The organism is Phaeobacter sp. BS52 (genome assembly GCF_045040595.1).
GTDB lineage: Bacteria > Pseudomonadota > Alphaproteobacteria > Rhodobacterales > Rhodobacteraceae > Phaeobacter > Phaeobacter piscinae.
Map to the genome: position 1 here is coordinate 2740001 of NZ_CP090662.1, position 26405 is coordinate 2766405.

Annotated in this window: 17 protein-coding genes and 4 pseudogenes; 5 read left to right on the top strand and 16 right to left on the bottom strand. The window is 60.1% G+C overall.

Annotation, left to right across the window (positions count from 1 at the left end):
• Nucleotides 1-844: 844 nt before the first annotated feature.
• From L0Z65_RS13190 to L0Z65_RS13210, 5 genes and pseudogenes are all read right to left on the bottom strand, one after another.
• Nucleotides 845-1870: a transporter substrate-binding domain-containing protein gene (locus L0Z65_RS13190; RefSeq protein ID WP_405108313.1), complete on the bottom strand. Its 1026-nt coding sequence runs from the start codon at nucleotides 1868-1870 to the stop codon at nucleotides 845-847.
• 18 nt (nucleotides 1871-1888) lie between these two features.
• A complete protein-coding gene (locus tag L0Z65_RS13195) occupies nucleotides 1889-2962 on the bottom strand; it encodes a peptidoglycan-binding protein LysM (RefSeq protein WP_405108316.1) in 1074 nt (357 codons plus the stop codon).
• 152 nt (nucleotides 2963-3114) lie between these two features.
• Nucleotides 3115-3942, bottom strand: coding sequence for a hypothetical protein (locus L0Z65_RS13200; protein ID WP_405108319.1), 828 nt, complete (start codon nucleotides 3940-3942; stop codon nucleotides 3115-3117).
• A 416-nt stretch (nucleotides 3943-4358) separates the two neighbouring features.
• Nucleotides 4359-6777: pseudogene (gene gyrB / locus L0Z65_RS13205) on the bottom strand (DNA topoisomerase (ATP-hydrolyzing) subunit B).
• 84 nt (nucleotides 6778-6861) lie between these two features.
• Nucleotides 6862-7455 carry an NAD(P)H-dependent oxidoreductase gene (locus tag L0Z65_RS13210; protein ID WP_405108322.1) on the bottom strand — a complete coding sequence of 198 codons (594 nt, stop codon included), beginning with the start codon at nucleotides 7453-7455 and terminating at the stop codon, nucleotides 6862-6864.
• A gap of 100 nt (nucleotides 7456-7555) precedes the next feature.
• Between L0Z65_RS13210 and L0Z65_RS13215 the strand changes: the two genes are divergently transcribed.
• Nucleotides 7556-8155 (top strand): TetR/AcrR family transcriptional regulator, encoded by a 600-nt coding sequence (locus tag L0Z65_RS13215; protein ID WP_405108325.1) that lies wholly within the window; start codon nucleotides 7556-7558, stop codon nucleotides 8153-8155.
• 16 nt (nucleotides 8156-8171) lie between these two features.
• Here L0Z65_RS13215 and L0Z65_RS13220 read toward each other — a convergent pair whose 3' ends face one another.
• The 7 genes and pseudogenes from L0Z65_RS13220 to mutM form a co-directional block, all read right to left on the bottom strand.
• A complete protein-coding gene (locus L0Z65_RS13220; protein WP_102896122.1) occupies nucleotides 8172-8792 on the bottom strand; it encodes a LysE family translocator in 621 nt (206 codons plus the stop codon).
• Nucleotides 8789-9886: a DNA replication/repair protein RecF gene (recF, locus tag L0Z65_RS13225; protein ID WP_405108329.1), complete on the bottom strand. Its 1098-nt coding sequence runs from the start codon at nucleotides 9884-9886 to the stop codon at nucleotides 8789-8791. The genes L0Z65_RS13220 and recF overlap by 4 nt, the downstream gene beginning before the upstream one ends.
• 97 nt (nucleotides 9887-9983) lie before the next feature.
• On the bottom strand, nucleotides 9984-11105 hold the full coding sequence (dnaN, locus tag L0Z65_RS13230; RefSeq protein WP_405108332.1) for a DNA polymerase III subunit beta: 1122 nt from the start codon (nucleotides 11103-11105) through the stop codon (nucleotides 9984-9986).
• A 309-nt stretch (nucleotides 11106-11414) separates the two neighbouring features.
• Nucleotides 11415-12844, bottom strand: a pseudogene (gene dnaA / locus L0Z65_RS13235) (chromosomal replication initiator protein DnaA).
• A gap of 592 nt (nucleotides 12845-13436) precedes the next feature.
• A complete protein-coding gene (gene rpsT, locus L0Z65_RS13240; RefSeq protein WP_072506211.1) occupies nucleotides 13437-13700 on the bottom strand; it encodes a 30S ribosomal protein S20 in 264 nt (87 codons plus the stop codon).
• Between the two features lie 286 nt (nucleotides 13701-13986).
• Nucleotides 13987-14763: an enoyl-CoA hydratase gene (locus L0Z65_RS13245; RefSeq protein ID WP_014876529.1), complete on the bottom strand. Its 777-nt coding sequence runs from the start codon at nucleotides 14761-14763 to the stop codon at nucleotides 13987-13989.
• 64 nt (nucleotides 14764-14827) lie between these two features.
• The gene (gene mutM / locus L0Z65_RS13250) at nucleotides 14828-15679 is read right to left on the bottom strand and encodes a bifunctional DNA-formamidopyrimidine glycosylase/DNA-(apurinic or apyrimidinic site) lyase (RefSeq protein WP_096873052.1); all 852 of its coding nucleotides are present in this window, start codon (nucleotides 15677-15679) and stop codon (nucleotides 14828-14830) included.
• Nucleotides 15680-15784: 105 nt separating this feature from the next.
• Here mutM and ubiE point away from each other — a divergent pair, with 105 nt between their 5' ends.
• On the top strand, nucleotides 15785-16537 hold the full coding sequence (ubiE, locus tag L0Z65_RS13255) for a bifunctional demethylmenaquinone methyltransferase/2-methoxy-6-polyprenyl-1,4-benzoquinol methylase UbiE (protein ID WP_024099010.1): 753 nt from the start codon (nucleotides 15785-15787) through the stop codon (nucleotides 16535-16537).
• Between the two features lie 3 nt (nucleotides 16538-16540).
• Nucleotides 16541-18078, top strand: a pseudogene (gene ubiB / locus L0Z65_RS13260) (2-polyprenylphenol 6-hydroxylase).
• 5 nt (nucleotides 18079-18083) lie between these two features.
• Here ubiB and L0Z65_RS13265 read toward each other — a convergent pair.
• On the bottom strand, nucleotides 18084-19478 hold the full coding sequence (locus tag L0Z65_RS13265) for a lytic murein transglycosylase (RefSeq protein WP_405108339.1): 1395 nt from the start codon (nucleotides 19476-19478) through the stop codon (nucleotides 18084-18086).
• 110 nt (nucleotides 19479-19588) lie between these two features.
• Entirely contained in the window at nucleotides 19589-20323 is a 735-nt protein-coding gene (locus L0Z65_RS13270) for a helix-turn-helix transcriptional regulator (protein ID WP_405108342.1), read from the bottom strand.
• An 88-nt stretch (nucleotides 20324-20411) separates the two neighbouring features.
• Between L0Z65_RS13270 and L0Z65_RS13275 the strand changes: the two genes are divergently transcribed.
• Nucleotides 20412-20912, top strand: coding sequence for a DUF1801 domain-containing protein (locus L0Z65_RS13275; protein ID WP_405108345.1), 501 nt, complete (start codon nucleotides 20412-20414; stop codon nucleotides 20910-20912).
• On the opposite strand, the gene rnr is transcribed toward L0Z65_RS13275, so the two are convergent.
• Entirely contained in the window at nucleotides 20878-23148 is a 2271-nt protein-coding gene (gene rnr / locus L0Z65_RS13280) for a ribonuclease R (protein WP_405108348.1), read from the bottom strand. The genes L0Z65_RS13275 and rnr overlap by 35 nt on opposite strands.
• A gap of 103 nt (nucleotides 23149-23251) precedes the next feature.
• Nucleotides 23252-24409: a succinyl-diaminopimelate desuccinylase gene (gene dapE, locus L0Z65_RS13285; protein WP_405108351.1), complete on the bottom strand. Its 1158-nt coding sequence runs from the start codon at nucleotides 24407-24409 to the stop codon at nucleotides 23252-23254.
• 417 nt (nucleotides 24410-24826) lie between these two features.
• Between dapE and L0Z65_RS13290 the strand changes: the two are divergent.
• Nucleotides 24827-26402: pseudogene (locus L0Z65_RS13290) on the top strand (Hint domain-containing protein).
• The last annotated feature ends 3 nt before the right edge of the window (nucleotides 26403-26405 follow it).

Here is a 26405-nt window from a genome sequence, read left to right on the forward strand (position 1 = left end):
ACTAGATCATCGGACAAAAGCCCTACTAGCGTTGATATGAAGAGGTTGATCCATCGAATGAACCAAACCGCCCACATATCTCTTCAGATATCATCAATGTCAAAGAGCATACATCCAGAGACAAAAACCAACAGATGCGCCAAATTCCTGACGCGCCCGCCGATCAAAACCCCATAAATGCCACCGTCTTTCCGATGCGTCCGACCGTCTCTCCAGCCCGTCCCAGCGTCTCTCCGCCGCGTTTCCCGTCCATCCCAGCGTCGCCGCCGTCCCGTCCGGTGTGTCTCAGTAGCGCCTCAGCGCCGCCGGTGAAGGGGGTTCTAAGGCGAGTTACCGATGGCCGCAACACCAAAATCAAAGAAAATCAAAGTTTCCGCAGAGAAAAGCGTGAAATCAAACAAAATCAAATAGTTAAACACCAACAAAGTCAGCATGCCTGACCCGAAATCCACCCCACCCTCGCCAAAACACAGCCGCCAATCCCCCCAAACCCAACTTACCCACAGACTCGCCCCACATATCCACAGACTCGCAAAACACACAAACAAGCCAACCAACCAAAATCACCGAAAAACAAACAACACAGGTTCGTCTGGACGGTGTCGCCAAAGGCCAGACGAACCGCAGGCGTCCCCCTCCTCTCATCATAGTATATAAAGACCGAACTGGGCGGTGACCGGGGCACACCAAAAGTCAAAACCCGCACCGTATAAAGATGCGCCGCGCTTTCGGACTGCAAACGCCGCACCCCTGTAAGGGGCGCGGCGCCTGGCCCAACAGAATAGGACCAAAGGTTCGGTTCTGGCGGGAGACCCCGCCCCGGTGGGGCGCGGTCTGTCTGGTGTTACTGGAGTTGTGCCCAGAACAGTTCCAGATGACGCGAGACGATGTCCTGAAATCGGCCATCAGCCTTGAGCGCCTTCAGACCTGCGTTGATGCGATAGAGATGCGAGGTACCGCGCCAGTGGCGTTTGGAAATCACCACATGCAGGCCTTCCTCGGAGAGTGGACGCTCCAGAGGGATCACCTGATCACGCAACCCCTCTGAGATCAGCGTGTTCGCGCCAAGGAAGAGGTTCAGGGATACCGCATCCACCTCCCGCGCCATCAGCTTGCGGAAACAGGCGCCGGGATCCGCGGCCTGAACCAGCGTCAGCTTGCCCTCGCTCAACCAGCGACGATCGCCGCGATCGAGGTCATGGGTGTAGTATCCTTCTGGACGGCACAGGGTCTTGCCCAGCATATCGGCGTCGCTGTCAAAGGCGAAGGCGGCATCTGCCCGCACGAAGACCATGATCGGGATGGTCATCAGCGGTTCCGAGAAATGGAAGTTCACGCAGCGCTCATCTGTTGGGTTTGCCGCGCAATCCGGCTTCAGCCAGGGGAACCCCATGTCGAACTGTTTCTCATCCAGCATCGGGAACAGATGTTTCGACCAATCCTGTTCCCAGGTGATCGAATAGGACACCGGCGCAGGGGTCAGCTCCAGCGCGGCATTGACCAGTTCGGTCACCATCCCCTGACCGGGCAGCGTCTGATCGGTGAACGGGGCAAAGCCACCACCGGTCAGCAGCTTCATCTCCGCGTCATCCTTGCGCAGGGGCGTGGCATCGGGCGTCGTGGCCTGCTGCGCGCAGGGGATGTGCAGGGTTTTGCCGGGGATGACGCTGGGCCCCTCCAGCACATGCTGGTTGCTATAGTAGATCAGCGTCCAGCGGCTGCGGTCACTATAATGGGTTTCGGCAATCGAGAAGAGCGTGTCGCCGGGCTGTACCCGGTAATCGACATTGCAGATGGCCTGCGCCGCGCGTGGTGCGACACCGATGGCCAGCAGCAGCGCTATGGCCGCCGGTGCGAGATGTTTCAACATGGCGCCCTCCCTCAGAAGCTAAGCCCAGATCCTGGCCATGTGATCCTCGATAATGGCCTGATAGCGACCGTTCTCACGGATATTGCGCAGACCGGTATTGATCATGGTCAGCATATCTTCGGCCTGTGGATGGGTTTTATGCACCACCACATGGATACCCAGCACTGAGAGCGGCAGTGGCAGCACTTCAAACTGATCCAGCAGATCGTTTTCCTTCATCACGCTGCGTCCGGTGAATTCATTGATCGCAACGGCATCCGCCTCCCCCTTGGCGACCATCTCGAAACAATCGGCAACCTTATGCGGCTGTTTGAGGGTGATCTTCTTCTCCTCCATCCAGCGGCGCCCGTAGCCATCCAGATCAAAAGTCAGATACCCCGCCGGGCGGCAGAGTGTCTTGCCCTCAATGTCAGCGTCCGTCTCAAAGGTGAAGGGGCGCGATTTATCGACAAAGAGCAGCATCAGCGTCTCAAACATCGGGTCCGAGAACAGGAAGTTCACGCAGCGATAGCTCTCCGGCATGGTGTCGCAATCCGGGCGATACCAAGGGAAGCCCAGATCCAGCAGCGCGTTCGACAGCAGCGGATCGAAATGGGAGGCCCAGTCGTCCACCCAGTGGATGGCAAAGCCCTGCGCCGGAGCGGCATCGGTCATGGCCGCATTCACCACCTCGGTGATCAGCCCGCCATTGTGGGCAGTCTTGGAGGTGAAGGGCGCATAGTCATCCCCGGTCAGCAGATTGATCTTGCTGCGCACGGCGGCGGTGCCCGGCTGTACCTTGACCGGTGCCGCGACCACTGGCTGCGCATCCGCAACCGCCTTGCCGCCGGGCAGCCCTGTCGGCAGACCATTCAGGCAGGCCATTGTCAGCTCCATGCCGACGCGGATCGCATCCGGGCGCGGGCCAATCGCGTCTATGTTGCGGCTGTGGATCGCGCTCCACATGCCCACATCCTTGTAAAGCCGATCAGCAATCAGCGACAGGCTGTCCCCGGGGCGCACCTTATATGTGCCACCGCAGGTCTCGGCGACGACAGGCGTAGCCAGCAGGCCGGTAACGCAACAGAGCGCCGCGATCAGGTGTTTTTTCATAATATCCCTCTTGGGTTGAACTCGGGCGTCCCGCGCCGATCATCGGCGCCGCCTCTTTGTCTTAGAACGGTTGGAAAGCTTATATCTTGGAGCTCTGCCGCGTTTCGGTCGAGCGCATCGGCGCACGCAGCAACACTGGCCCGGCGCTGGCGCTACTGACCGACGAACAGCGCCAGAATGGTTGCGGTATCGACGCGCCCATCCGCGCCGATCAGCGCCGCAGGTACGGTGATGGTCTCGCTGCGATAGGCGTCATTTACCATTTGGTCGATATAGGCGGGCGATTGCCCCTGCCCGACGGCCCGCAGCACCAGACTATAAAGCGCGGTATGGGCCTGCGACGCCGGGGCGGCGGGCTGTTCTGCGTCCGCAGACGGGCTCACGGCGCTGCCACGCCGCAGCGCCGCGAGCGTTCCTGCGGTCATCTGCGCAACCATGGCATCCTCGGCGCTGAGCGGCGCGGCGGTTTCGACTGCAGCCGTCAGCAGCTCCTCAGCCGCAGCGCGCTCGCTCGGGGTGGCACTTGGGTCCAGGCCCGCCAGCGCCTGCGGCGTCAGCAACCGTGCCACGCGGGGTTGATCAACAGCCGTCTCAGCAGTCTCATCAGGTCCGAACTGCAGCACCGCAAGACCCACGGCAAACAAACCCAGGACCGCAGCTGCGGCCCCCAGTTTCACAATCGGCGACATCTGGGCCAGGGGACGGCCGGGAGCAGGCCTACGCCCGTCAGCCTTCCCGGTTGCAGCGTTCAATGATCCACCAGCCCCTTTATTGATGTCCGGATTGAGTTCTGACCGATCCGTCGCAACGGAGGTCACCGCCGCGATATTTGCCTTGGCGCGGGATTTTCCCGCCTGAGGAGAGCGAAGCGCGCTGTTGCTTGAGGAGATCACACCATCAATCTGGACCGAGCGCACCGGGCGATCACCGGCATCAGCAACCTCTGTTCCGGTTTCACTGTCTTTCTTTACGCTCAACATCGGCACACACTACCCCCCGGCTGCTCCGAAAATCGCGGTCGAGCCGCTTTTTATTAACCGATTCTTAACGTTCGAGTGATTCTGCGTCAACATTCTGCGGCAGAATGGTAAATCTCTACAGGATTTGCTGTGGGGAAGCTCATGTTGAGAGGCAAACCGGGCAATCCCTCAATATACAGAACCAAAATATTTGGTGTACGCATGCCGATCATATCCGCCGCACGCGCGCCCGCCGAACGGATCACCGCTTACCCCAGATGCAATCATGAGAAGAGTTATGAGCGAGTCATGTCGCAGAGCGACCGAAACCGGTACCAGCTCGCGTCGCCGAAAACCTCAGCGCCATCCCCAGCTCGGGTGAACCGTCGCGGGCAGATTGGGCGCGGGCAGCGACAACATGCTGCCCGCGGCTGAAATCAAAAATCCAGGTTTTCCACGCTCAGTGCGTTTTTCTGGATGAACTCGCGCCGGGGCTCGACGACGTCACCCATCAGCTTAGTGAAGAGATCATCCGCCTCAACCATGTCTTCGACTCGGACCTGCAACAGGGTGCGCGCATCAGGGTCCAGCGTGGTCTCCCACAGCTGGTCGGGGTTCATCTCACCCAGACCTTTGTAACGCTGCAGCGCCAGACCTTTTTCGCCCTCTTCAAGGATGGCTTTCAACAGGCCAAGCGGACCGTGAATCGCCTGACTACGGTCGCGCCGGACGAGGGTCGCCGCAGCCCCGTAGATTTCCTGCAAGCTATTGGTAAAGCTGCCAGTTTTCCGGGCCTCGCCGGAGCGCAACATGGGGCCGTCCAAGGTGCGCAGCTCCTCAACACCGCGCAGGATTCGTGACAGGCGAATACCGTGATCCTGTGTGATCCGCCCACGCCAACCACGTTCATATTCCAACGCAATCAGGTCCAGACGCTGCGCCACCTTATCAGCGACGCCCTGCAGATCAGCATCAACAGCACCCGGCACAAAGGCGCTAAGCAACCGCGGCCTGCTCAAGAATATGACGCGGGTAATGGGTGGGGAAGGCGTCCAGAACACGCTTGAGCTGACGCGCCTCATCGACAACACGGGCAAGATCCTGACCTACCAGTTCCTCGCCGCTGCCCAGTTTCAGCACCGCCCCGTCGACGCCCTGATTGATCAGATATTCATCAAGGGCGGCCTGATCCTTGAGGTAGACCTCTGATTTGCCGCGCGACACCTTATAAAGGGGCGGCTGCGCAATATAGAGATACCCGCCTTCGATCAGCTCCGGCATCTGACGATAGAAGAACGTGAGCAGCAGGGTTCGGATGTGGGCGCCATCGACGTCTGCGTCAGTCATGATGACGATCTTGTGGTAACGCAGCTTCTCGATGTTGAACTCATCCCGGCCAATGCCGGTGCCCAGAGCCATCACCAGGTTACCGATTTCCTGACTGCCAAGCATCCGGTCGAAACGCGCGCGCTCCACGTTCAGAATCTTACCACGCAGAGGCAGGATCGCCTGGGTCATCCGGTCGCGCCCGGTCTGGGCGGAGCCACCGGCAGAGTCCCCCTCCACCAGGAAGACTTCGGTTTTGGAGGGATCTTTTTCCGAGCAGTCTTTCAATTTGCCCGCCAGATAATTCACATCCATCGCCGTCTTGCGGCGGGTCAGCTCGCGCGCCTTGCGGGCGGCCTCCCGTGCGAGGGCGGCTTCGATAATCTTGCCGACGATCTGCTTGGCCTGATTTGGGTTCTCCTCAAACCATTCTGCCAGCTTTTCGTTGACCAGGCTTTCGACCACAGGTCGCACCTCGGAGGAAACCAGCTTGTCTTTGGTTTGGCTGGAGAATTTCGGATCAGGCACCTTGACCGACAGCACGCAGGTCAGCCCCTCACGGGCGTCATCCCCGGTAAAGGAGACCTTCTCCTTCTTGGCGATGCCGGAAGATTGCGCATAGTTGTTGATGGTGCGGGTCAGCGCACCGCGAAAGCCCGCAACATGGGTGCCGCCGTCCCGCTGCGGGATGTTGTTGGTAAAGGGCAGCACCGTTTCATGATAGCTGTCGTTCCACCACATCGCGACCTCGACCCCGATGTCGTCCTTGTCGCCGGTGATATAGATCGGCGCCTCCATCACGGGCGATTTCGACCGATCAAGATATTTGACGAATTCCTTGACGCCGCCCTCGTAGAACAGCTCCACCTCCAGCCGTTCGGCCGGGCGCTCGTCAATCAGGATGATCCGCACGCCTGAGTTCAGGAATGCCAGTTCACGTAGGCGTTTTTCCAGTGTCTCGAAGGAATATTCGAGGTTGGAGAAGGTATCGGTAGACGCAAGAAAGCGCACCTCGGTACCGGTCTGATCACCACATTCGCCAACAACTTTCAGGTGTTCAGCAGTATCGCCACGCTCAAACCGCGCGACATGTTCCTTGCCATCGCGCCAGATGCGCAATTCCAGCCAATCTGACAGCGCGTTCACCACAGAAACGCCCACGCCGTGAAGGCCGCCGGAAACCTTGTAGGAGTTGCTGTCAAACTTACCGCCAGCATGGAGCTGGGTCATGATGACCTCAGCCGCTGAAACACCTTCTTCTTCATGAATCCCGACCGGAATCCCGCGCCCGTTGTCGTTCACCGAGACGCTGGAATCGGCGTGAATTTTCACGACCACCCGGTCCGCGTGACCGGCCAGGGCCTCGTCGATGCCATTGTCGACAACCTCATACACCATATGGTGCAGCCCCGACCCATCGTCGGTGTCCCCGATATACATGCCGGGGCGTTTGCGAACCGCCTCCAAGCCCTTGAGAACTTTGATGGAATCCGCGCCATAGTCTGCGGGGGCCTGCTCGTTTCCGGACATTCACATCTTCCTGTCTTTGCTTCAGGATTTTATACGAAGTCTGGCCGGGAATGTCACGCGCAAGCCCCTTTTTTCTTGGTGGAATCAGGCTGCTCTGGCGCCTAGGTCCGCGACCTTGCGCTGCCAGGAAAGGACGGTCTTCTCCGCAGCATCTGTCGCTGGTGCAAAAGACGAGAAGCGCGTCGGTTTGATCCCGACAAATCCCAGGATCTGGCTGCTGATAATCCGCTTGATAGCATTGCCGTAGATCAGCCGCAGCCAGAGCGCGGGCGTGTCAGATGTCAACAATACCCGCGCTGTCTTGCCGGTGAGCATCGGCGCAGGCAGCCCCAGGACATTGACGTTGTGGGTATCAAACGCGCGGCCCGGCAAGAGTGCGCGGTCAAAGACGCCTTTCAGCTTTGCCGGTATCGCGCCCCACCACATAGGTGTCGCCATCACAATGTGATCAGCCCATTCCAGATCGGTGAGAAAAGCTGCGAGATCCGGTTCCAACGGTTTTACATTCTTGTACCCCGTCTGCCCGTAATCGATATCAAATTGCATGGACGACAGGTCATGGTAGCGCACCTGATGGCCGCCTGCCTCTGCCGCCGTTTGATAGGTTTGACAAAGCGACTGGGACAGCGAACTGGGCGCCGGGTGACCGTTGAGGATGATGATTTTTCGCGTGGACATGGGGATCTCCGGATCTTAAAAGTGACTGAGGTCAACTTATTGAGAAAATGACCGTGGTCAATAAATTAATTGACCACGGTCATATTCGTGAGAGGTCATTATGTCCCGCGCTCCGCAACAACGCCGACTGGAAACCCGCGCCCGCCTGCTGGAGGTGGCTGCAGCGCAAATCACCGCATCGGGCTATAGCGGTTTGAGAGTAGAGGATGTGGTTGCAGAAGCCGGGGTCGCAAAGGGCACGTTATTTTCGCATTTCGGCGACAAAGATGGCCTACTCGCTGCGGTGATCGGCCCCCGGATCATGGCGGTTTTGGACGAGACCGAAGCCTTGCCCGCGCCGCAGACGCTGGAGGAGGTGATTGACCGGCTGCTGCCTGTGGTGCAGTTCGTGGCGCAGGACCGGGTGATTTTCGATCTGCTGCTGCGCTACTCAGGCACCACGGGCACCGAAACCGATGCGGTCATCGCACAGAGTTTTTGCCGCCAGACCTCGCTCTGGTCCGGTTGGGTCACCGAGCTGCAGAACACCGGCATGCTGCGTCAGGATCAGTCAGCTGAGGTGCTGGCCGAGGGGATGCAGGCCTTCCTGAATCATATATTGGCCCTGTCATTCTGCGCCGCACATGATGCCCCCGGCAACTTCCGCGATGATCTTCTGACCTATCTCAGCCCATGGCTGGTGCTGCCATCCGGGGCGTAGGAACCCGGTGCAAACCTCAAACAAAGGGGATCAGGCACCCCACCCCGATCAGCAGGCACCCCGACACGATATTGATCCGGCGCAGTGTCGCCGGGGATGTGATGTGCCAGCGCACCCGGTGGACCAGACCAGCCATGCACAGGTTCCCCGCCAGAGGCACCAGAAAAGACAGCACCACAATGGCGAGGATATCGAGATGGGTGACAGCCGTCAGATCAAAGAACCCCGGTAGCACCCCCATGTAGAACAGGATCGCCTTCGGATTGCCCAGAATGACCGCGATACCGGCAATAAATCCGGCCCATAACCCCGGACGGGTCAGCGCGCTATTGGCCTCAATCCGGGCACCGGCGTGCCGCAGCAACATCCCTCCCATGAACAGAAACATCGCACTAGCGACCCAGCGCAGCACCTCCATCAGGCCGGTGACCTCTGATACAATCCAGGACACGCCCGCCACCGCCACCAGCGGCCAGAGAATATCACCGCAAGCCACGCCCAAGGCCAGCGGCCAGGCTGCGGGAAAGCCGCCCGACATCGCCCGCGCCATCACCGCCAGCCAAACCGGCCCCGGCGTCAGAAACAACACAAACAACCCACCTGCATAGAGGGTCAGATCCCAGGCAGACACGCTCATCCCGCCACCACTTCGGAGCCTGCGTCGCCATCCTCAACGGTGAGCATCTGCGCCCTGCCTTCGAATTCATCGAACAGTTCGGGGCCGGTGCCCGTCATCCAGGCCTGCGCGCCAAGCGTCACGATCTCCTGGTAGAGCGCGGCCCTGCGAGTCACATCCAGATGCGCCGAAACCTCGTCCAGCAGCAGGATCGGCGGCGCGCCGCCTTCTGCGATTAATGCCCGCGCATTGGCAAGAATCAGCGACACCAGCAGCGCCTTCTGTTCGCCGGTGGAACAATCGCGCGCGGGCACGCCTTTGGCCTGATAGGTGCCCAACAGATCCGTGCGGTGCGGCCCCAGCAGAGTACGCCCAGCCGCCAAATCGCGAAACCGGCCCTCCTCAAAGGCCTCCTGCAGATCTGCTGCTGTGTCCGGAAGCCCACCGTCGGATTGGATTAGCTCCAGCTCGGCCGCGGGAAAGGCCGTTTCGGCAGCGTCCTGCGCCATTCGCAGGCGATCCACCGCAGCAGTACGCGCCGCGTGGATGCGATGGCCGCTTTCGGCCATCTGCGTTTCCAAGACCCGGTACCAGGCCGCATCGCGGATCTGTTCCTTCAGCAGGCGATTGCGCTCGCGCATGGCCTTTTCATAGAGCAATGTCGCCTCGGCATGGCCGGGATCGAAACTCAGCACGATGCGATCTAGAAACCGCCGCCGCCCTTCGGCCGCTTCGATCCACAACCGATCCATCGCAGGGATCAGCCAGACCACACGGCAGATCTGTCCCAGATCAATCTGGCTGCCAGCTTTATTGTCGATTTTGACCTGCCGCGCCTTGCCCGCTTCCGACCAGGTTTCCACCTCATAGCTCTGCCGCGCGGCGGTCAGCTGGCCCTTCAGCTTCCAGCCAAGAGCCTCGGGCCGACGCGCCATATCAGCAGCGCTGGCACGGCGCAGACCACGACCGGGTGAAAACAGCGACACCGCCTCAAGGATATTCGTCTTGCCCGCGCCATTGGCACCATGGATGGCGACAGGGCGACCGTCCAAATGCAAATCCGCCCGCAGATGCGAGCGGAAGTGCGACAGTGTCAGGGTCGTCAACGCCAGCATAAGGCGGGATCCCGTGTCATCTTTCCAAAAATACTCAAACTCCCCCGCCCGGCGGACAATTCAGACGCCAAGAGGGGTAAGCGCACCGTCCGGCAGATCACACCCGCATCGGCATGACGACATAAACCGCGCTTTCGTCGCTACCTTCTCGCATCAAGGTCGGGTCACCGGATGAATTGAACATGAAGACCGCGTTTTCACGATCAACCTGATTGGCGATCTCAAGCAGATATTTTGCGTTGAAACCGATCTCCAACCGCTCGTCACGATACGCCACAGCCAGCTCTTCCTCAGCCGCACCGCTGTCGGGCGCGTTGACTGAAAGGATCAGCCGATCCTCGTCCAGCTGCAGCTTCACAGCGCGCGACCGTTCGGAAGACACGGTTGCGACACGGTCCACAGCGCGGGCAAATTCAGAGGCGTCCACTTCCAGACGGCGGGTGTTGCCTGCCGGTATGACCCGCGTGTAATCGGGGAAGGTGCCATCGATGACCTTGGAGGTCAGCGTGATATTGGGTGTCGCAAAACGCACTTTGGTCTCAGAGACAGAAACCGCAATGTCCATCTCATCGTCGTCCAGCAGCTTACGCAGCTCGCCCACGGTTTTACGCGGCACGATCACACCGGGCATATCCTCGGCACCCATCGGCAGATTGGCATCGATCCGCGCCAGCCGGTGGCCATCGGTGGCGACACAGCGCAGCGCCTTGCCACCTTCGACACCATCCGCAACATGCATATAGACACCGTTCAGATAGTAGCGGGTCTCCTCGGTGGAGATTGCAAATTTCGACTTGTCGAACAACCGCTGCAGGACGGCAGCATTGGCAGTGAAGTTGGAATGATATTCGGAGGAGGCCATCACCGGGAAATCTTCACGCGGCAGGGTGGCCAGCGAGAAGTTCGAGCGGCTGGCCTCTACTGTCAGACGGCCGCTGGCGGCATCTGCAGTCAGGGTGACCAGCGCGCCATCGGGCAGTTTGCGCACAATCTCATGCAGGGTGGTGGCGGCAACAGTGGTGGCGCCTGCGCGTTCGACCTGGGCCGGGGCCTTGTCGACCACCTCGATATCCAGATCGGTGGCGCGGAACTGAACAGTGTCCCCTTCGGCCTCAATCAGCACATTTGCCAGGATCGGAATGGTGTTGCGGCGCTCAACCACTGACTGGGCCTGAGCCACAGCTTTCAACAGGGTGCCGCGTTCGATGCTGATCTTCATGTCCCTAAGTCCTCTAACGTCTGGCCGGGAGAAGCAACGTAACGCTTTACCCCTTCGGCACAAGGCTTTTTATGGATTTGTCCAAGGGATTGTGCGCAGCGTCAAGGGCGGATGCCCCCTTGCCCGATTTATCCCCGGTAAACGTGGCTCTCCGGCATGGTTTGCCCGCAACCACCCGATTTGTGTCATTCCTCAATCCCATAAGCCCAGAGGGCAAAAGACCCCGGACTGGCCGGGGTCATGCGGGACTTTTGGGGATGCCAGCTGACGGGACGTCAGGGCAAAATCTGCGACAAACACCGAGAGATATCAGGCCTCCAGCGAGCGGCGCAGCATTTCGACATCTTCGGCGATCTGGCCGTCGATTGTCTTCAGCTCTTCGATACGCCGCACGCCGTGCATCACGGTGGTGTGGTCACGCCCACCAAACCGACGACCGATTTCCGGCAGGCTGCGGCTGGTCAGCTGCTTGCAGAGATACATCGCCACCTGACGCGGACGCGCATAAGAGCGCAGGCGCTTGGGGCCGATGATGTCGGACATGCGGATGTTGTAGTACTCGGACACCTTGCGCTGGATCTCCTCGACGGTGATCTTACGCTCAGACGCGCGCAGCACATCCGCCAGACAATCCTGGGTCAGCTCCATGTCGATCTCACGACCAACGAGCGATGCAAAGGCAAACAGACGGGTCAGAGCACCTTCGAGAACACGAACATTGGTCGAAATACGGTGGGCCAGGAATTCCAGCACACCATCCGCAATCCGCAGATCCGGGTAGGTCTGCATCTGCTGCGCCACTTTGGACTGCAGGATGCCCAGACGCAGTTCATAATCCGTTGGGTGCAGATCGACCACCAGACCACATTGCAGACGTGACCGAACACGGTCTTCCAGATCCTTGATCTCCCCCGGAGCGCGATCGGCGGAAATGATGATCTGCTTATTCTGATCCACCAGCGCATTGAAGGTGTGGAAGAACTCTTCCTGGGTGCTGTCCTTGCTTAGGCAATAAACTGAACGTCGTCGACCATCAGCACATCCACGGAGCGGAACAGATGTTTGAAATCCATCATCTTGCGTTCGCGCAGCGCCTGCACAAAGCGGTACATGAACTGTTCTGCAGAGAGATACAGCACATTCAATTCGGGATTGCGGGCGGTCAGTTCCCAGGCAATCGCGTGCATCAGGTGGGTTTTACCCAGACCAACCCCGCCATAAAGCACCAGTGGGTTGAAAGTCACCGGCCCGCCTTCAGCGACGCGGCGCGCAGCCGCATGCGCAAGCTCGTTGGGCTTACCCACAACAAAGCTGTCGAAGGTGAAACGCGGATCCAGCGGTGCGGCCTGCAATGTCTCGCCCGGATCCTTTGGCGCGGCACCGTGACCTGTGGCAGCGCGGGCGCGCGGCAGATCGGTCAGCGCCTCATCATCCAGATCAAGCGGCAGGTCATCAGCAGCACCTGCGGTGTCGACAGCGGTCGGACGTGCAGCTGTATTGGCTGCAACCCTGAAGGCCAGCCGCTGCACCGGTTCACCGGACATGTTCAGTTCATGCAGGATCAGGTCAGCAAAGTTCTGGCTGACATAATTGCCCATGAAGTTCGTCGGTACGTTGAAAATGGCAACACCATTCTCCACGCAGGTAAACTCCAGAGGTTCGATCCAAGTCGTAAAGTTGTTTTGCCCCACGGTTTTCAACAAACGCTGTCTCAACCGGCCCCAGTTATCTTCCGTCATTCTGCGCCTCACGCGTCCCAATAGCATCGGCCCTTATTTGGCCTCTTGTTTCATCCCCAGCCTGGCCCAAAACCCAGACGACGTTCACGCACAGCGGATGTGTGTACTGACCCGCAACCGGAGCAGCACTGCCTCGCAGAAGGCAAAGTTTGGGGTCGCGTTTACATCAACCGGCAAGCAAGTTTGCGGCGGTCGAATAGACGAACCAAATACATACACAATTGGAACAGGCCTGCCGTCTGGATGACTCCAGAAACACAGCAGGAGCGTGGTGCACGGCGCATTGAAATGCCTGTGTACCAGCGCAATCAGCGCCCTTGAGTCCCATCAAGGAAGCTATAGCAGCCTGTCCCCCCAGCGAGTGAATCGCTGTAACAGTGGTAGCAATTCGGAAGGGGTCGCAGCAATGAAACTATGATGTTGACTCAGGGATTGGTCACAAAGAATCCCCTGCGCCCGCCGAGGTCGCATCAGCTGTGACCAAAATGCAAAAGGCGCCGCGGAACGCGACGCCTTTGTATTTTTTACGGCTTGTCGGGGGAGCGCTCAGCGCGGGTGCGATGGAATCAACCGCTCCCTCGAATACCCCGTTTTAACCCAGCGCTTTGACGCGCGCGGTCAGGCGGGAGATTTTCCGCGATGCGGTGTTCTTGTGGTAGACGCCTTTGGTCACGCCACGCATCAGTTCAGGCTGAGCAGCGCGCACAGCTTCTGCTGCTGCGTCTTTGTCGCCAGAAGCGATGGCTTCTTCAGCTTTACGCAGGAAGGTACGGATGCGCGAACGACGGGCTTTGTTGACAGCAAAGCGTTTCTCGTTCTGACGGGCGCGCTTTTTTGCCTGAGGCGAATTTGCCATGGTGTAGGACCTAACTTTGGTTTCGTGTTTTCAATAGGCGCAATGCCAGCCGAACCCGGATCCGATCCACCGGTGTGATTCTAGCCAAGCGGGCTGCACGCGCATGTATGGCGGCGGGTAGTAACGTCAAACCCCGAGGAATGCAAGCCATGTCGGAGCTGCTCGCCCTTCCCGGTTCCAGCACGCTGCCGCAGTACCAACGGAAACGGGCAGACGCCAGCGCCTGCCCGTTTCATATCTCGAAAAGAGACGCCGCGGATTGCGTCGCCACAGCCTGTGAACAGGATTACTTGTCGCGGAACTGAGCTTCGCGCTTTTCCAGGAAGGCGGCCATGCCCTCTTTCTGATCCTCAGTGGCAAACATTGAGTGGAAAACGCGGCGTTCGAACAGCAGCCCTTCGCTCAGCGGCAGCTCATAGCTGCGATTCACGGTTTCCTTTACCGCCATCGCTGTCAGCAAGGATTTCTCGGCAATTTTATGCGCCGCTGCGGTGGCTTCATCCAACAACTTCTTGGCGGGCACCACGCGAGACACCAAACCAGCGCGCTCGGCCTCTTCAGCGGTCATGAAACGACCGGTCAGGTTCATATCCATGGATTTCGACTTCCCGACAAAGCGGGTCAGGCGCTGGGTGCCGCCGATACCAGCAATCACGCCAAGATTGATCTCGGGCTGGCCGAATTTGGCGGTATCTGCGGCAATGATGAAATCGCAAAGCATCGCCAGCTCACATCCGCCGCCAAGCGCGTAGCCTGCCACGGCTGCAATGATCGGCTTGCGGATCGCGCTGACGCGGTCATTCACACCAGCAAACAGATTGGTTGAGAACACTTCGGTAAAGCTCTTTTCCGACATCTCCTTGATATCGGCGCCTGCGGCGAAGGCCTTCTCCGACCCGGTCAGGATGATGCAGCGCACCTTGTCGCTGGCGTCTGCCTCTTCCAGGGCGGTGCAAAGCTCACTCAAAAGCTCGGAATTGAGCGCGTTCAACGCTTCGGGCCGGTTCAGTTTAATTTGGCAAACGTGGTCCTGCACTTCGACGTTGATCGTCTCATAGGCCATGATAGTCGCTTTCGGTTGTTCCGTTCAGGGAAGAGTCATTATCACGCGACACATCGCATTCAAGCTATCTTTGGCATTTGCCACAGTAGAAGGAGGAGCGCCCCGACTGGGTGATCCGACCTACGATGCCATCGCATCCCGCCCGTCGGCAGGGCTCTCCCTCGCGGCCATAGACATCAAAGCTGTGCTGGAAATATCCAAGTTCTCCATCAGCTTGGCGGAAATCCTTCAGTGATGAGCCACCCGCCTTGATGGCATCCGTCAGCACGTCCTTGATGATCGGAACCAAGGCGCCAACCCGCTGCGCGGCGATCTGCCCAGCCTTGCGCTTGGGCGATATTCCCGCACGGAAGAGCGCCTCGCAGACATAGATATTGCCAAGACCCGCGATGATTCCCTGATCCAGAAGCGCCGATTTCACCGGCGTATTGCGCCCCTTGAAGGCCGCGATCAGGTGTTCTTCGTGAAAGCTGTTGCCAAGCGGTTCCGGCCCGAGAACCGCCAGAAGCTTGTGCTGATCCGCCGTGGCCGTCTCCAGCAGGTCCATAGCGCCAAACCGGCGCGGATCGTTGAAGGTGATGCGCGCACCATTGTCCATATCGAACACCACATGGTCGTGTTTCTGCGCCTGCGGGTGATCATGAACGAACTGGCCCAGAGGATCACCAGACACGGTCATACGCCCCGACATGCCAAGATGCACTAGCAGCGTCTCGCCGCTGTCCAGATCGGCCAGGATGTATTTGGAGCGCCGTCGCAGCGCGGTGACACGGCGCCCGGTCAGCCGTTCGGCCATACGTTCGGGAAAGGGCCAGCGCAGATCTGGTCGATTGATGGCAGCCTTTTCGATCACCGCCCCCTCCATCGCAGGGGACAATCCGCGGCGCACCGTCTCGACCTCGGGCAATTCTGGCATTACATCCCTCCTGACACATTGCACCAACATGGGGCCGAAGGGCCGCATTGTACCGCCCTCTCAGCGCCCTATAACTGGGGCGACACACAACAAACGGCAAGCCGCATGACCCAGAGATCTGAAGATACCACCCATTTCGGGTTTGAAACCGTGCCCGAGTCGGAAAAGGCGGGGCGCGTGCAGGGCGTATTCAACTCAGTCGCGTCAAAATATGACGTGATGAATGACGTCATGAGCATGGGCATCCACAGGATCTGGAAAGACGCGATGATGGACTGGCTGTCACCGCGCCCCGGTCAGCGCCTTCTGGATGTGGCCGGTGGGACCGGCGATATCTCGTTCCGATTCCTGAAGCGCGCAGGCTATGGCCATTCCACCGTACTGGATCTGACCGCGCCAATGCTGGAAGAGGGCCGCAAACGGGCTGAGGCCGCACAGATGGCCGACAGTCTAGACTGGGTCACCGGCGATGCCATGGCGCTGCCGTTCAAGGACAATACCTTTGACGTCTACACCATCTCCTTTGGCATTCGGAACGTCACCCGCCCTCAGGAAGCGCTAAATGAGGCTTACCGGGTGCTGAAACCCGGCGGGCGGCTGATGGTGCTGGAATTCAGCCAACTGCCAAACCCGGCAATGCAGAAGGCCTATGACCTCTATTCCTTCAACGTCATTCCCCGCATGGGTCAGATGATCGCGAACGATTATGACAGCTATCAGTATCTGGTCGAATCGATCCGTAATTTCCCGGATCAGGACACGTTCCTATCGATGCTGCGCGAAGCCGGGTTTGCCAACGCAAAATACCGCAACCTGTCGCTGGGCATCGCGGCGCTGCACTCTGGCTGGAAGATCTGAACCATGCGTGGCCCCCACAACATTATCCGCCTGATCCGCACAGGCGCCACATTCGAGCGCACGGGCGCCATGAATGTCGTACTGGATGCGTTTGAAGCGCCAAAACCCCTGCGCATTCTGGCCCGCACCCTTGGCTGGCCCTTCAAATGGCTAGGCTACAAGGGCGATCCCAATATGCCACCGGCCACCCGCGCGCTGACGGCGCTGGGGCTAAGCCTACATCAAATTTGGACAGGGTCCTGTCGACGCGGCCCGATGTGGTGGGCGATGATCTGGCGCTGCAATTGCGCGTGCTACAGGACAAGCTACCGCCGTTTTCGCGTGCGGAAGCCATGGCGCAGGTCGAACAGGAACTGGGTCAGCCGGTCGAGCAGATCTATTCCGAGTTCAGCGAACCGATCGCTGCCGCCTCCATCGCGCAGGTCCACCGGGCGCGTCTGGTCGACAACGAACGCGAAGTTGCGGTGAAGGTTCTGCGCCCCGGCATCGAACGCGCGTTTCGCAAAGATGTGGATGCCTTCTACTTTGCGGCACGGATTGCCGATCTCTTTGCCCCCGGCGCGCGGCGATTGAAGCCGATGGACGTGATCAAACATTTCGACGGGGTTGTGCAAGGAGAGCTGGATCTGCGATTGGAAAGTGCGGCCGCCTCCGAGTTTGCCGCCAATACCAAGGACGACACCGGGTTTCAGCTGCCCCAGATTCTGTGGAATCACTCCGCACGCCGCGTGATGACACTGGGCTGGGCCGACGGGTTACCGCTGGGTGACAATGCCGCGCTGGATGCCGCTGGGCATGACCGTCGGGTGTTGGCGGAGCGTGTACTCTCGTTGTTTCTACGCCATGCGCTGCGCGATGGCTATTTCCATGCGGACATGCATCAGGGCAACCTGAAGGTCGCGGCCAATGGTGATATCATCGCTTATGATTTCGGCATCATGGGGCATATCGACGAATACACTCGCCGGGTCTACGCCGAGATTCTCTTTGGCTTCATCAAACGAGACTACAAGCGTGTCGCCGAGGTTCATTTTGAGGCCGGATATGTGCCTGCCGACCGCGATGTCGATGAATTTGCGCGTGCACTGCGTGCTGTGGGGGAACCGATCTTTGGCATGGATGCCACCCATATCTCCATGGGGCGGTTGCTCAATTACCTGTTTGAAGTGACCGAGCGTTTTGGCATGGAAACCCGGACAGAACTGATCCTGCTGCAACGTACCATGGTAGTGGTGGAAGGTGTGGCCCGGTCACTGGACCCCCATATCAACATCTGGGATTCGGCCCGCCCCGTGGTAGAAGACTACATCAAGAAATCCATCGGTCCCCGGGCAATCGTCAATGATTTGATGAGCACGGCCAAGGTGATGGCCCGTTTTGGTCCGCGTCTGCCCGCGCTTGTGGAACAGGCGTTGATTGCCCAGACCCAAGAAACGGGTGACCGCAACCGCCGGTCCGGCAAGACTGGCTGGGTGCTGCCCGGTCTCTGCGGTCTGGGGCTGGGGATGGCCATTGCTTTTGCCGCAGCCGCCTTCAGCTAGACCTATCAGCGCAGGCGGTTGAGCACCGAAAGCGACGGGTAGCCGTCCGGGGTCAGCCCCATGGCCAGCTGATAAGCTCGCAGGGCGGCACGGGTCTTCGGCCCGATCCGCCCGTCCGCACCGCCGGTACCATAGCCCGCGCCAGTCAGCCGCTGCTGCAGTTCGCGCCGTTCTTTAGAGGTCAGGGGGCGGCTGTCCTGCGGCCAGCTGGCGCGGATCGGTCCCGCGCCACGCAACCGGTCGCTCAGGTGCCCCACGCCAATCACATAGGCATCCGCTGCATTATACCGCTCAATCACGGCGAAGTTTCTGTAAACGATGAAGGCAGCCCCCTGCGCACCGGCGGGCAGCAGCAAGGCGCCCTTGCCATGATCCGGAAGGGCCTCGCCATCGGCGCGGGTCACCCCCAGCTGCCGCCAGGACTGCGCGGATTTGGTGATTTTACGATCCGCCAGCGCGTAGTTAAACCCGGTCGGCAAGCGCACTTCCAATCCCCAGGGTTGGCCTTTGACCCAGCCGAAACGCTTCAGATAGGCGGCGGTTGATGCCAGCGCATCAGTGGGATCGTCGGACCAGATATCGCGTTTGCCATCGCCGGTGAAATCCACCGCATAGGCCAAATAGGAGGTCGGCATGAATTGCGTATGCCCCATGGCTCCGGCCCAACTGCCAGTCATCGCTTCCGGCGTCACGTCACCCGCCTGAAGGATCTGCAAGGCGGCTATCAGCTGGCTTTCAAAAAACGCAGCGCGCCGTCCGTCAAAGGCCAGAGTCGCCAGCGACCGGATGATATCGCGCTCCCCCCGAAAGGTGCCGTAGTTGCTCTCCATGCCCCAGACTGCCGCGACGACCTCCCTGTCGACGCCATATCTGGCTTCGATGCGGGCCAATGTCTGGGCGTGCTCGCGCAGGGCAGCCTGTCCGTTGCCAATGCGCGCGTCGGACACGGCACGCTCCAGATAGGTCCAGATCGGGGTTACGAACTCCGATTGGTTGCCATCACGCTGTACTATCTTCGGATCGAATTCCAGACCTGCGAGCGCCCGGTCCAGAGTAGCCTGCGACAGTCCGTCAGCCCGGGCGCGGGCGCTGAACGCGGCGATCCAGGCCTCAAAGGCGCGCTGCGTGGCCGGGGAGGCCCGAGGCTCCTCGGGTGTGGGGGTCTGTTGCGCCGGGCGTATCCGTGGCCGCAACCGGGTAGCTGCCACGCCCGATGGCGTCACCGGGCGGGCGGTTGGGCGCAGGGACACCTGCGGCGGTTGCGATGCCGCAATCTCCACAAGCGGTCCAGCGGCTGTGGGCAAGGGATTGGCTGCAACGCTGGCATCGGTCGCCACGAGGGCCGCAAACATCGCTGCTGTCAGGGCTATGTGCCTGCGGGCGCCAAGATCATACTGCATCTTACACCTCATTTTTATCTGCTCTGCCTCAGTCTACCCGCATCCCTGCCGCGCTCAAAGCAGTGGCACGCCGATGTGCGGAGGCTTGCCGACGTATCAAAAACACCGCGCTACCCCTCGGGCGCATCAGGCTCCACGTCGGCCCGCGGCGCGCAGGCTGCACGGTCAGCGCGCATCTGAGCCAGCGCATCCCGCAGCATTGGCACCCGATGAGGACGAAAACTGACGTCTGTGGCCTCAAACCCCGCAATCCGGTCAACGCGAAATACCCGCACGTCATCTCGCAATCCGCACCAGGCGATCAGCACGGTGGAGCGATCAAAATAGACCAAGCCAAGGGGCTTGACCTGTCGCTGGGTGACGGCACCCTTGGCATCGCAATAATCCAGCCGTACCTCAACCTCATCCCAAGTCGCACGGCGCAGGTCGGCCAGGGCGATCCCCGGCGGTTGTGGACGCTGAAACCGATAGGCAGACAAGACCGCATGTCGCAGCCGATGAGCCTGACGATTGGGCAGCCGCGCCTGCAGCTTGCGCAAGGCCTCGGCGGCGGCGTCGGCCAGCTCGGGATCACCAATCTGCTGCACCTCACGAAGGCCAAGAACCAGCGCCTCCAGCTCAGTGTCGCGAAACCCCATAGGCGGCAGCGCATTGTCCTCGATCAGGGTGAAGCCATAGCCCGCCTCGCCGTCGATAATCGCTCCCATCTCACGCAGGGTGGCGATATCGCGGTGAACACTTCGGGCAGAAATACCAAGGTCCTGCGCCAGTTTAGCGGCGGTATGAGGACCACCGCCCTGACGCAGCAGCTGCATAACCTGAAAAAGACGATGAGATCGGGACATGGCCCCATCATCCCTATCCCTGATGACAGTTTCTGTCATCAGCAACCTCTAAAACAGGGTAACGCATCTTCCCAGGAGCCAGATTGATATGACCCGCCCCTTTGCCAGCGCTGAAATTTCTGCCGTTTTTGATCAGGCGCCACCGGGCACGCGGGAAGGCCTGTTGCGATTGCGCGCGCTGATCTTTGATGTGGCTGAAAGCGATCCGGATGTCGGACCGGTCACGGAGACCCTGAAATGGGGGCAGCCCTCCTATGTCGCGGCGCGTGCCGGGCTGGGCACCCCACTGCGTCTGGGCCGGTCCAATCAGGCGCGATTTGCGTTGTTGGTTCACTGCCAAAGCCGGGTAATCGACAATTTTGCCAATCGTTTTCCGGCTTGGGACAGATTCGACGGAACCCGTGGCGTGCTGTTCAACCGTGTCGAGGATGTGGAACCTCTGCGCCACGGCTGGCTGATCCGCCACGCATTGACCTATCACAAATCCAAGGCTGCGGCGGACCGGGCCCGCAGGGCCCGGACCGGTTCAACTAGGGCTGCAAGGCGCAGTCAAATCAGCTGCGGCGCTTGCGTTCCACCTTGCGCTTGATCTTGCTGCGCTTGGCCTTTGCCTTGGCGGATTTGCGTTTCACGGATCGACCCGCCGGACTGCGCCGCCCGCCACCGCCGCCCGCTGGCATCGGTTTGTCCTCGATCGACAGCAATTCCAGTTCCAGCCCTCCGGTCACCGGAGTGGCCTGTGCCAGACGCACCTTTACCCGCTGGCCGATGGCGATGATCAGGCCGGTGTCCGCTCCCATCAGGGTTCCGGCCTCGGCATCGAAATGGAAAAACTCCCGCCCGATCGAGCGCACCGGCACCAGACCATCGGCCCCGGTCTCATCCAGTTTCACAAAGGCGCCAAAGCGGGCAATGCCGCTGATACGCCCCTCAAATTCATTGCCCACCCGTTCCGCCAGATAGGCGGCAAGATAGCGATCTGTGGTGTCCCGTTCGGCCATCATCGACCGGCGTTCGGTCTCTGAAATATGGGTGGCAGTCTGTTCGAGCCGTTCGATCTCGGCACTGTCCAGCCCGTCATCACCCCAACCATGAGCGGTGATCAGAGCTCGATGCACGATCAGGTCGGCATAGCGGCGGATGGGCGATGTGAAATGTGCGTAATTTCGCAGGGCCAGACCGAAATGGCCGAAGTTCTCCGGCCCGTAATAGGCCTGCTGCATGGATCGCAGGGTGGAGATATTGATCAGCTCCGCATCATCGGTCCCGGCGGCCCCATTCAGCAGCGCATTCAGGTGGCGGGTCTGCAAGACCTGCCCCTTCGCCAACGACAGACCGGCGGCACGGGCGGTCTCACGCAACGCTTCCAGCTTCTCCGGTGCCGGTTCCTCATGCACGCGGAACAACAACGGCGTGCGCTTCTTGATCAGGGTTTCCGCCGCTGCCACATTGGCCAGCACCATGAATTCCTCAATCAATTTATGCGCGTCCAGACGGTCGCGGAAATTCACCGAAACGACTGTGCCCTTCTCATCCAGCACGATTTTGCGTTCCGGTAGGTCCAAATCCAGCGGCTGGCGCTCTGCCCGGGCTTTGACCAACGCAGCGTAGGCGGCGTAGAGCGGCTTGATCACAGGCTCCAGGAAGGGGCCTGTGCGATCCGTTGGCGCGCCATCCATCGCCTCTTGCACCTCAGCGTAATGCAGGGATGCCGCCGACCGCATCAACCCCCGCACAAAGCGATGAGCGATTTTATTGCCATCGGCATCAATCTGCATCCGCACCGCGATGCAGGCCCGCGGCACCCCTTCGTGCAGACTGCAAAGATCGCCGGACAACCGGTCCGGCAGCATGGGCACAACGCGATCCGGGAAATAGCTTGAATTGCCACGTTTGCGTGCCGCGCGGTCCAGCGCTGACCCCGGCTGCACATAGGCAGCGACATCGGCAATCGCGACCCAGATGACATGGCCACCGGGGTTTTTGGGATCATCATCCGCATGGGCATAGCAGGCGTCGTCATGATCGCGCGCATCCGCAGGGTCGATGGTGATCAACGGCAGATCTCGCAGATCTTCGCGTCCCTTCAGACCCATCGGTTTGGCGGCATCAGCCTCGGCGATGACCTCATCTGGGAAATGATCAGGGATACCATGCTGATGAATCGCAATCAGCGACACCGCCTTGGGCGCCGATGGATCGCCCAGTCGCTCCACCACGCGGGCGCGCGGCAGGCCAAGGCGCGATTTCGGTCCGGCCTGTTCCGCCTCAACCAGTTCGCCGTCGCGCGCGCCGTGGGTGGCGTTTTCCGCAACGGCCCACTCCGTGGAGGCGGATTTGTCGATGGGCACGATACGCCCGCCTTCGTCACCCTTGCGGAAGATCCCGATCACCCGGCGCGGATTGGTGCCGATGCGGCGGATCAACCGGGCCTCGTAGTGATAATCGGCATCCTGAACCACGGTTAGACGGGCCAGAATGCGGTCCCCCTCGCCCAGCGCGGGGTCTGATGCGCGCGGCATCACCAGCACGACAGGTTCGACCCCTTCCCCATGCCATTCCAGCGGCCGTGCAAAAAGATCGCCATCGCCATCCGGCGCTCTGATCTGCAGAACGCTGACCGGGGGCAGGCGCTCAGGGTCGCGGTAGGTCTTTTTACGCTTTTCCAGATGACCTTCGGCCTCAAGCTCTTTGAGGATCCGTTTCAGATCGATCCTGTCGGAGCCTTTGATGCCGAAAGCTTTGGCGATGTCGCGTTTGGAGGTATGGGTCGGATGGGCTGCGATCCAGTCGAGGATCTCGGCCTTGGAAGGAATACGGGTCATATGCCTGAGCTACCACGCCCAGCCCCCAAGGTCATCGTGAAAAGCGCGCCGCAGACGTCATTGCCCGGGCGCGCGCTGTTCAGGTATCAGTTTCTATATTCGATCAGCCTTGGTCGAAATAATCACGCAGGATACGGCCGTAAATCGACTTCAGCTGGTGGATCTGGGCAATTTCCACCCGTTCATCAACTTGGTGCATCGTTTTGCCAACCAAACCCACTTCAACCACCGGGCAGTGATTTTTGACAAACCGCGCATCCGAGGTGCCGCCAGTGGTGGACAACTCAGGTTTGCGACCGGTCTCGGCCTCGACTGCGGCGCTGACAAGATCGGACAGCGGCCCCGGCGGCGTGATGAAACTCTCGCCGGAGATTTTGATCTCAACCCCGATATCAACATCGAAATCGCTTGCGACACGCGCCGCTTCTGCGCGCAGCCAATCGCTGAGCGCCACGCCAGAATGAGCATCGTTGAAGCGGATATTGACCGTGGACCGCGCCTGCGCCGGGATGACATTGGTCGCCGGGTTGCCGGTATCGATGGTCACCACCGCAAGGGTAGAGGCATCAAAATGATCCGTGCCCTGATCCAACTCGTGGCTGGCAAGGCGGTCCATCAGGCGCACCATGGCATTGAGCGGGTTCTTGGCGCGGTGGGGATAGGCCGAATGACCCTGCACGCCGGTGACTGTGAACCAGGCAGACAGCGACCCGCGACGTCCGATCTTGATCATCTCCCCCATCTCATTGGGGCAGGTCGGCTCTCCCACCAAGCAGACGTCCATCTGCTCTCCCACGCGATCCATATGGTCCAGCAACGCGGTCGTGCCATCGATGGCATCACCTTCTTCGTCGCCAGTGATGGTCAGAAGAATGGCCCCCTCAGGCGGTGCGGTCTGCACCAGATCAACAGCCGCAGCCACAAAGGCGGCAACGCCGGATTTCATATCCGTCGCCCCCCGCCCATAGAGAAAGCCGTCTTTCTCCTCCGCCCCAAAAGGGTCAACGGTCCAGGCGGCGGTGTCACCAACCGGCACCACATCGGTATGGCCGTTGAAGCCCAGGGTGCGGGGATGGCCCTTGTCACCCCAACGGGCGATCAGATTGCTAACCTCGCCACGATCCACACGGGTGCAGGTGAAACCCGCCGCACTCAGCACCTTGTCCAGCAGGACCAGCGCTCCGCCCTCCTGCGGCGTGACAGAGGCACAGCGGATCAAATCGGCGGTCAGCTGTTGCGGGTCGAGTGGCGAATGCGTCATTTGGATCCTCCGGATATGGGCCGCACGTCTCTGGCCCTGGTCTGCGACCACTGGCTACCCCGGTTCGAGCCATGGTGCAAACCTCCACGCCGGGGGCGATCCCATAAGCCCGCCCCGCCACGCCGCGCGTCTACCTAAGGAGCAAGGCGCCCGTTTGTGGCGTAAATGCCGCGCAGACCTGCATTGTTCCGCCGTCACCCCTTGGTCAACCAGACAAGACACCGGTGAAAATGTTAACAAAAAGCTAACATACGACTCGAGGCAGAGTAGTTATGCTGGGGATCCACCGTAATAGCGGGGCCACAGCGCAGATCGAACATTGCGTAGCCCCGGCAGGGACGCGCCACCGGCAACCGCTGGTATGATGTCGTGATCTGCCACATATGCTGCCTCATCGTGCAGAGGTGAGACAGAGCAATGGTTGCGGCATCCGAGCTGACATATAATATCAACGCGACAGCGGAACAGATGGCTGAGACCATCTTTGGCGATAGCGTGCGGGTGGTGAACGCGAGCTACACCGGTGATACCCGCGCCTCGGCGATCTATTCTGACGGCGATACAATCGCACCCGGAGCGACGCCCTCCGATACCGGCATCATCCTCTCCACAGGCCAGGCCAGCGCCTATACCAACTCCACCGGTGAGGCCAATCAGTCCAACAATCAGTCGACTGCCAGCAATGGTCCGAATGGAGATCCGGCCTTCAACGCGGCAGCGGGCACACGGACATTCGACGCCTCCTATCTGGATGTGACGTTTGTGCCCGACGGCTCGGTCATGACAATGCAGTTCGTCTTTGCCTCTGAGGAATACCCTGAGTATCAGGACTCGGTGTTTCAGGATTTCGTCGGCGTTTGGGTCAATGGCCAGATGGTGAACTTGGAGATCGGCAATGGCGACGCTGATCCGGGCAATGTGAACTCCGGCAATAACTCCAACATCTACCTCGACAACGCCAACGACGACTACAATACGGAAATGGACGGTCTGACCGTCACCATGACGCTGACCATGCAGGTCGATCCCGGTGTGGAAAACACCATACGGATCGGTATCGCCGATGTGTCGGACAGCAGCTACGACAGCAATCTGCTGATCGCCGCTGACTCCGCGCAGACCGAAGTGATCGCGGAAACCGACACGGTCCGCGTTGACGCCAACGGATCGCGGGTGGTCAATGTACTGGCCAATGATACCAACAACTCTGCAACAGCACTGACCATCACACATATCAACGGCACCGCCGTGGTTGCCGGAGATGTGATCACGCTGGGCACCGGCCAGCAGGTCCAGCTCAATGCAAACGGCACCTTGACCCTGGTCGGCGATGGCGATGTGGAAGACTTCGCCTTCACCTATACGGCCAGCAATGGCACCAACAGCGATGTCGGCTATGTGGAGGCAACCAGCATCCCCTGTTTCGTGGTCAGCAGCCGCCTGCTGACGGACCGGGGGTTGGTCCCTGTCGAAACCCTGCAGCCCGGTGATTTGGTCATGACCCGCGACGATGGCTTGCAACCGCTGCGCTGGATCGGCGCGCGGCGGGTACAGGCGCAGGGGCGCTTTGCCCCGATCAGGATCAGGGCTAGGCGCGCTTGGCGATCATGACGACCTTTGGGTGTCGCCGCAGCACCGCGTACTGCTGAGTAACGGGATGGCCGAAATGCTGTTTGGCGCGCGTGAGGTTCTGGTCGCAGCCAAAGATCTGGTCAACGACCGGTCGATCACGCGCAAGCCCGGTGGTGAGGTCACCTATGTCCATGTGCTGTTCGATGATCATCAGCTGGTCATCAGTGAAGGTTTGGTGACCGAGAGCTTCCAGCCCGGACCGCAAACCAGTCGGCAATTCGACCGCGACGTTCTGGACGAACTGCAAGCGCTGTTCCCGGACCTCGACCCCCGCACCGGCGAGGGCTATGGTCCGGCAGCCCGCCCCAGCCTGCGCAGCTATGAGGCGCGCCTGCTCTCCGCCACACTTGATGCGCGCTGATCA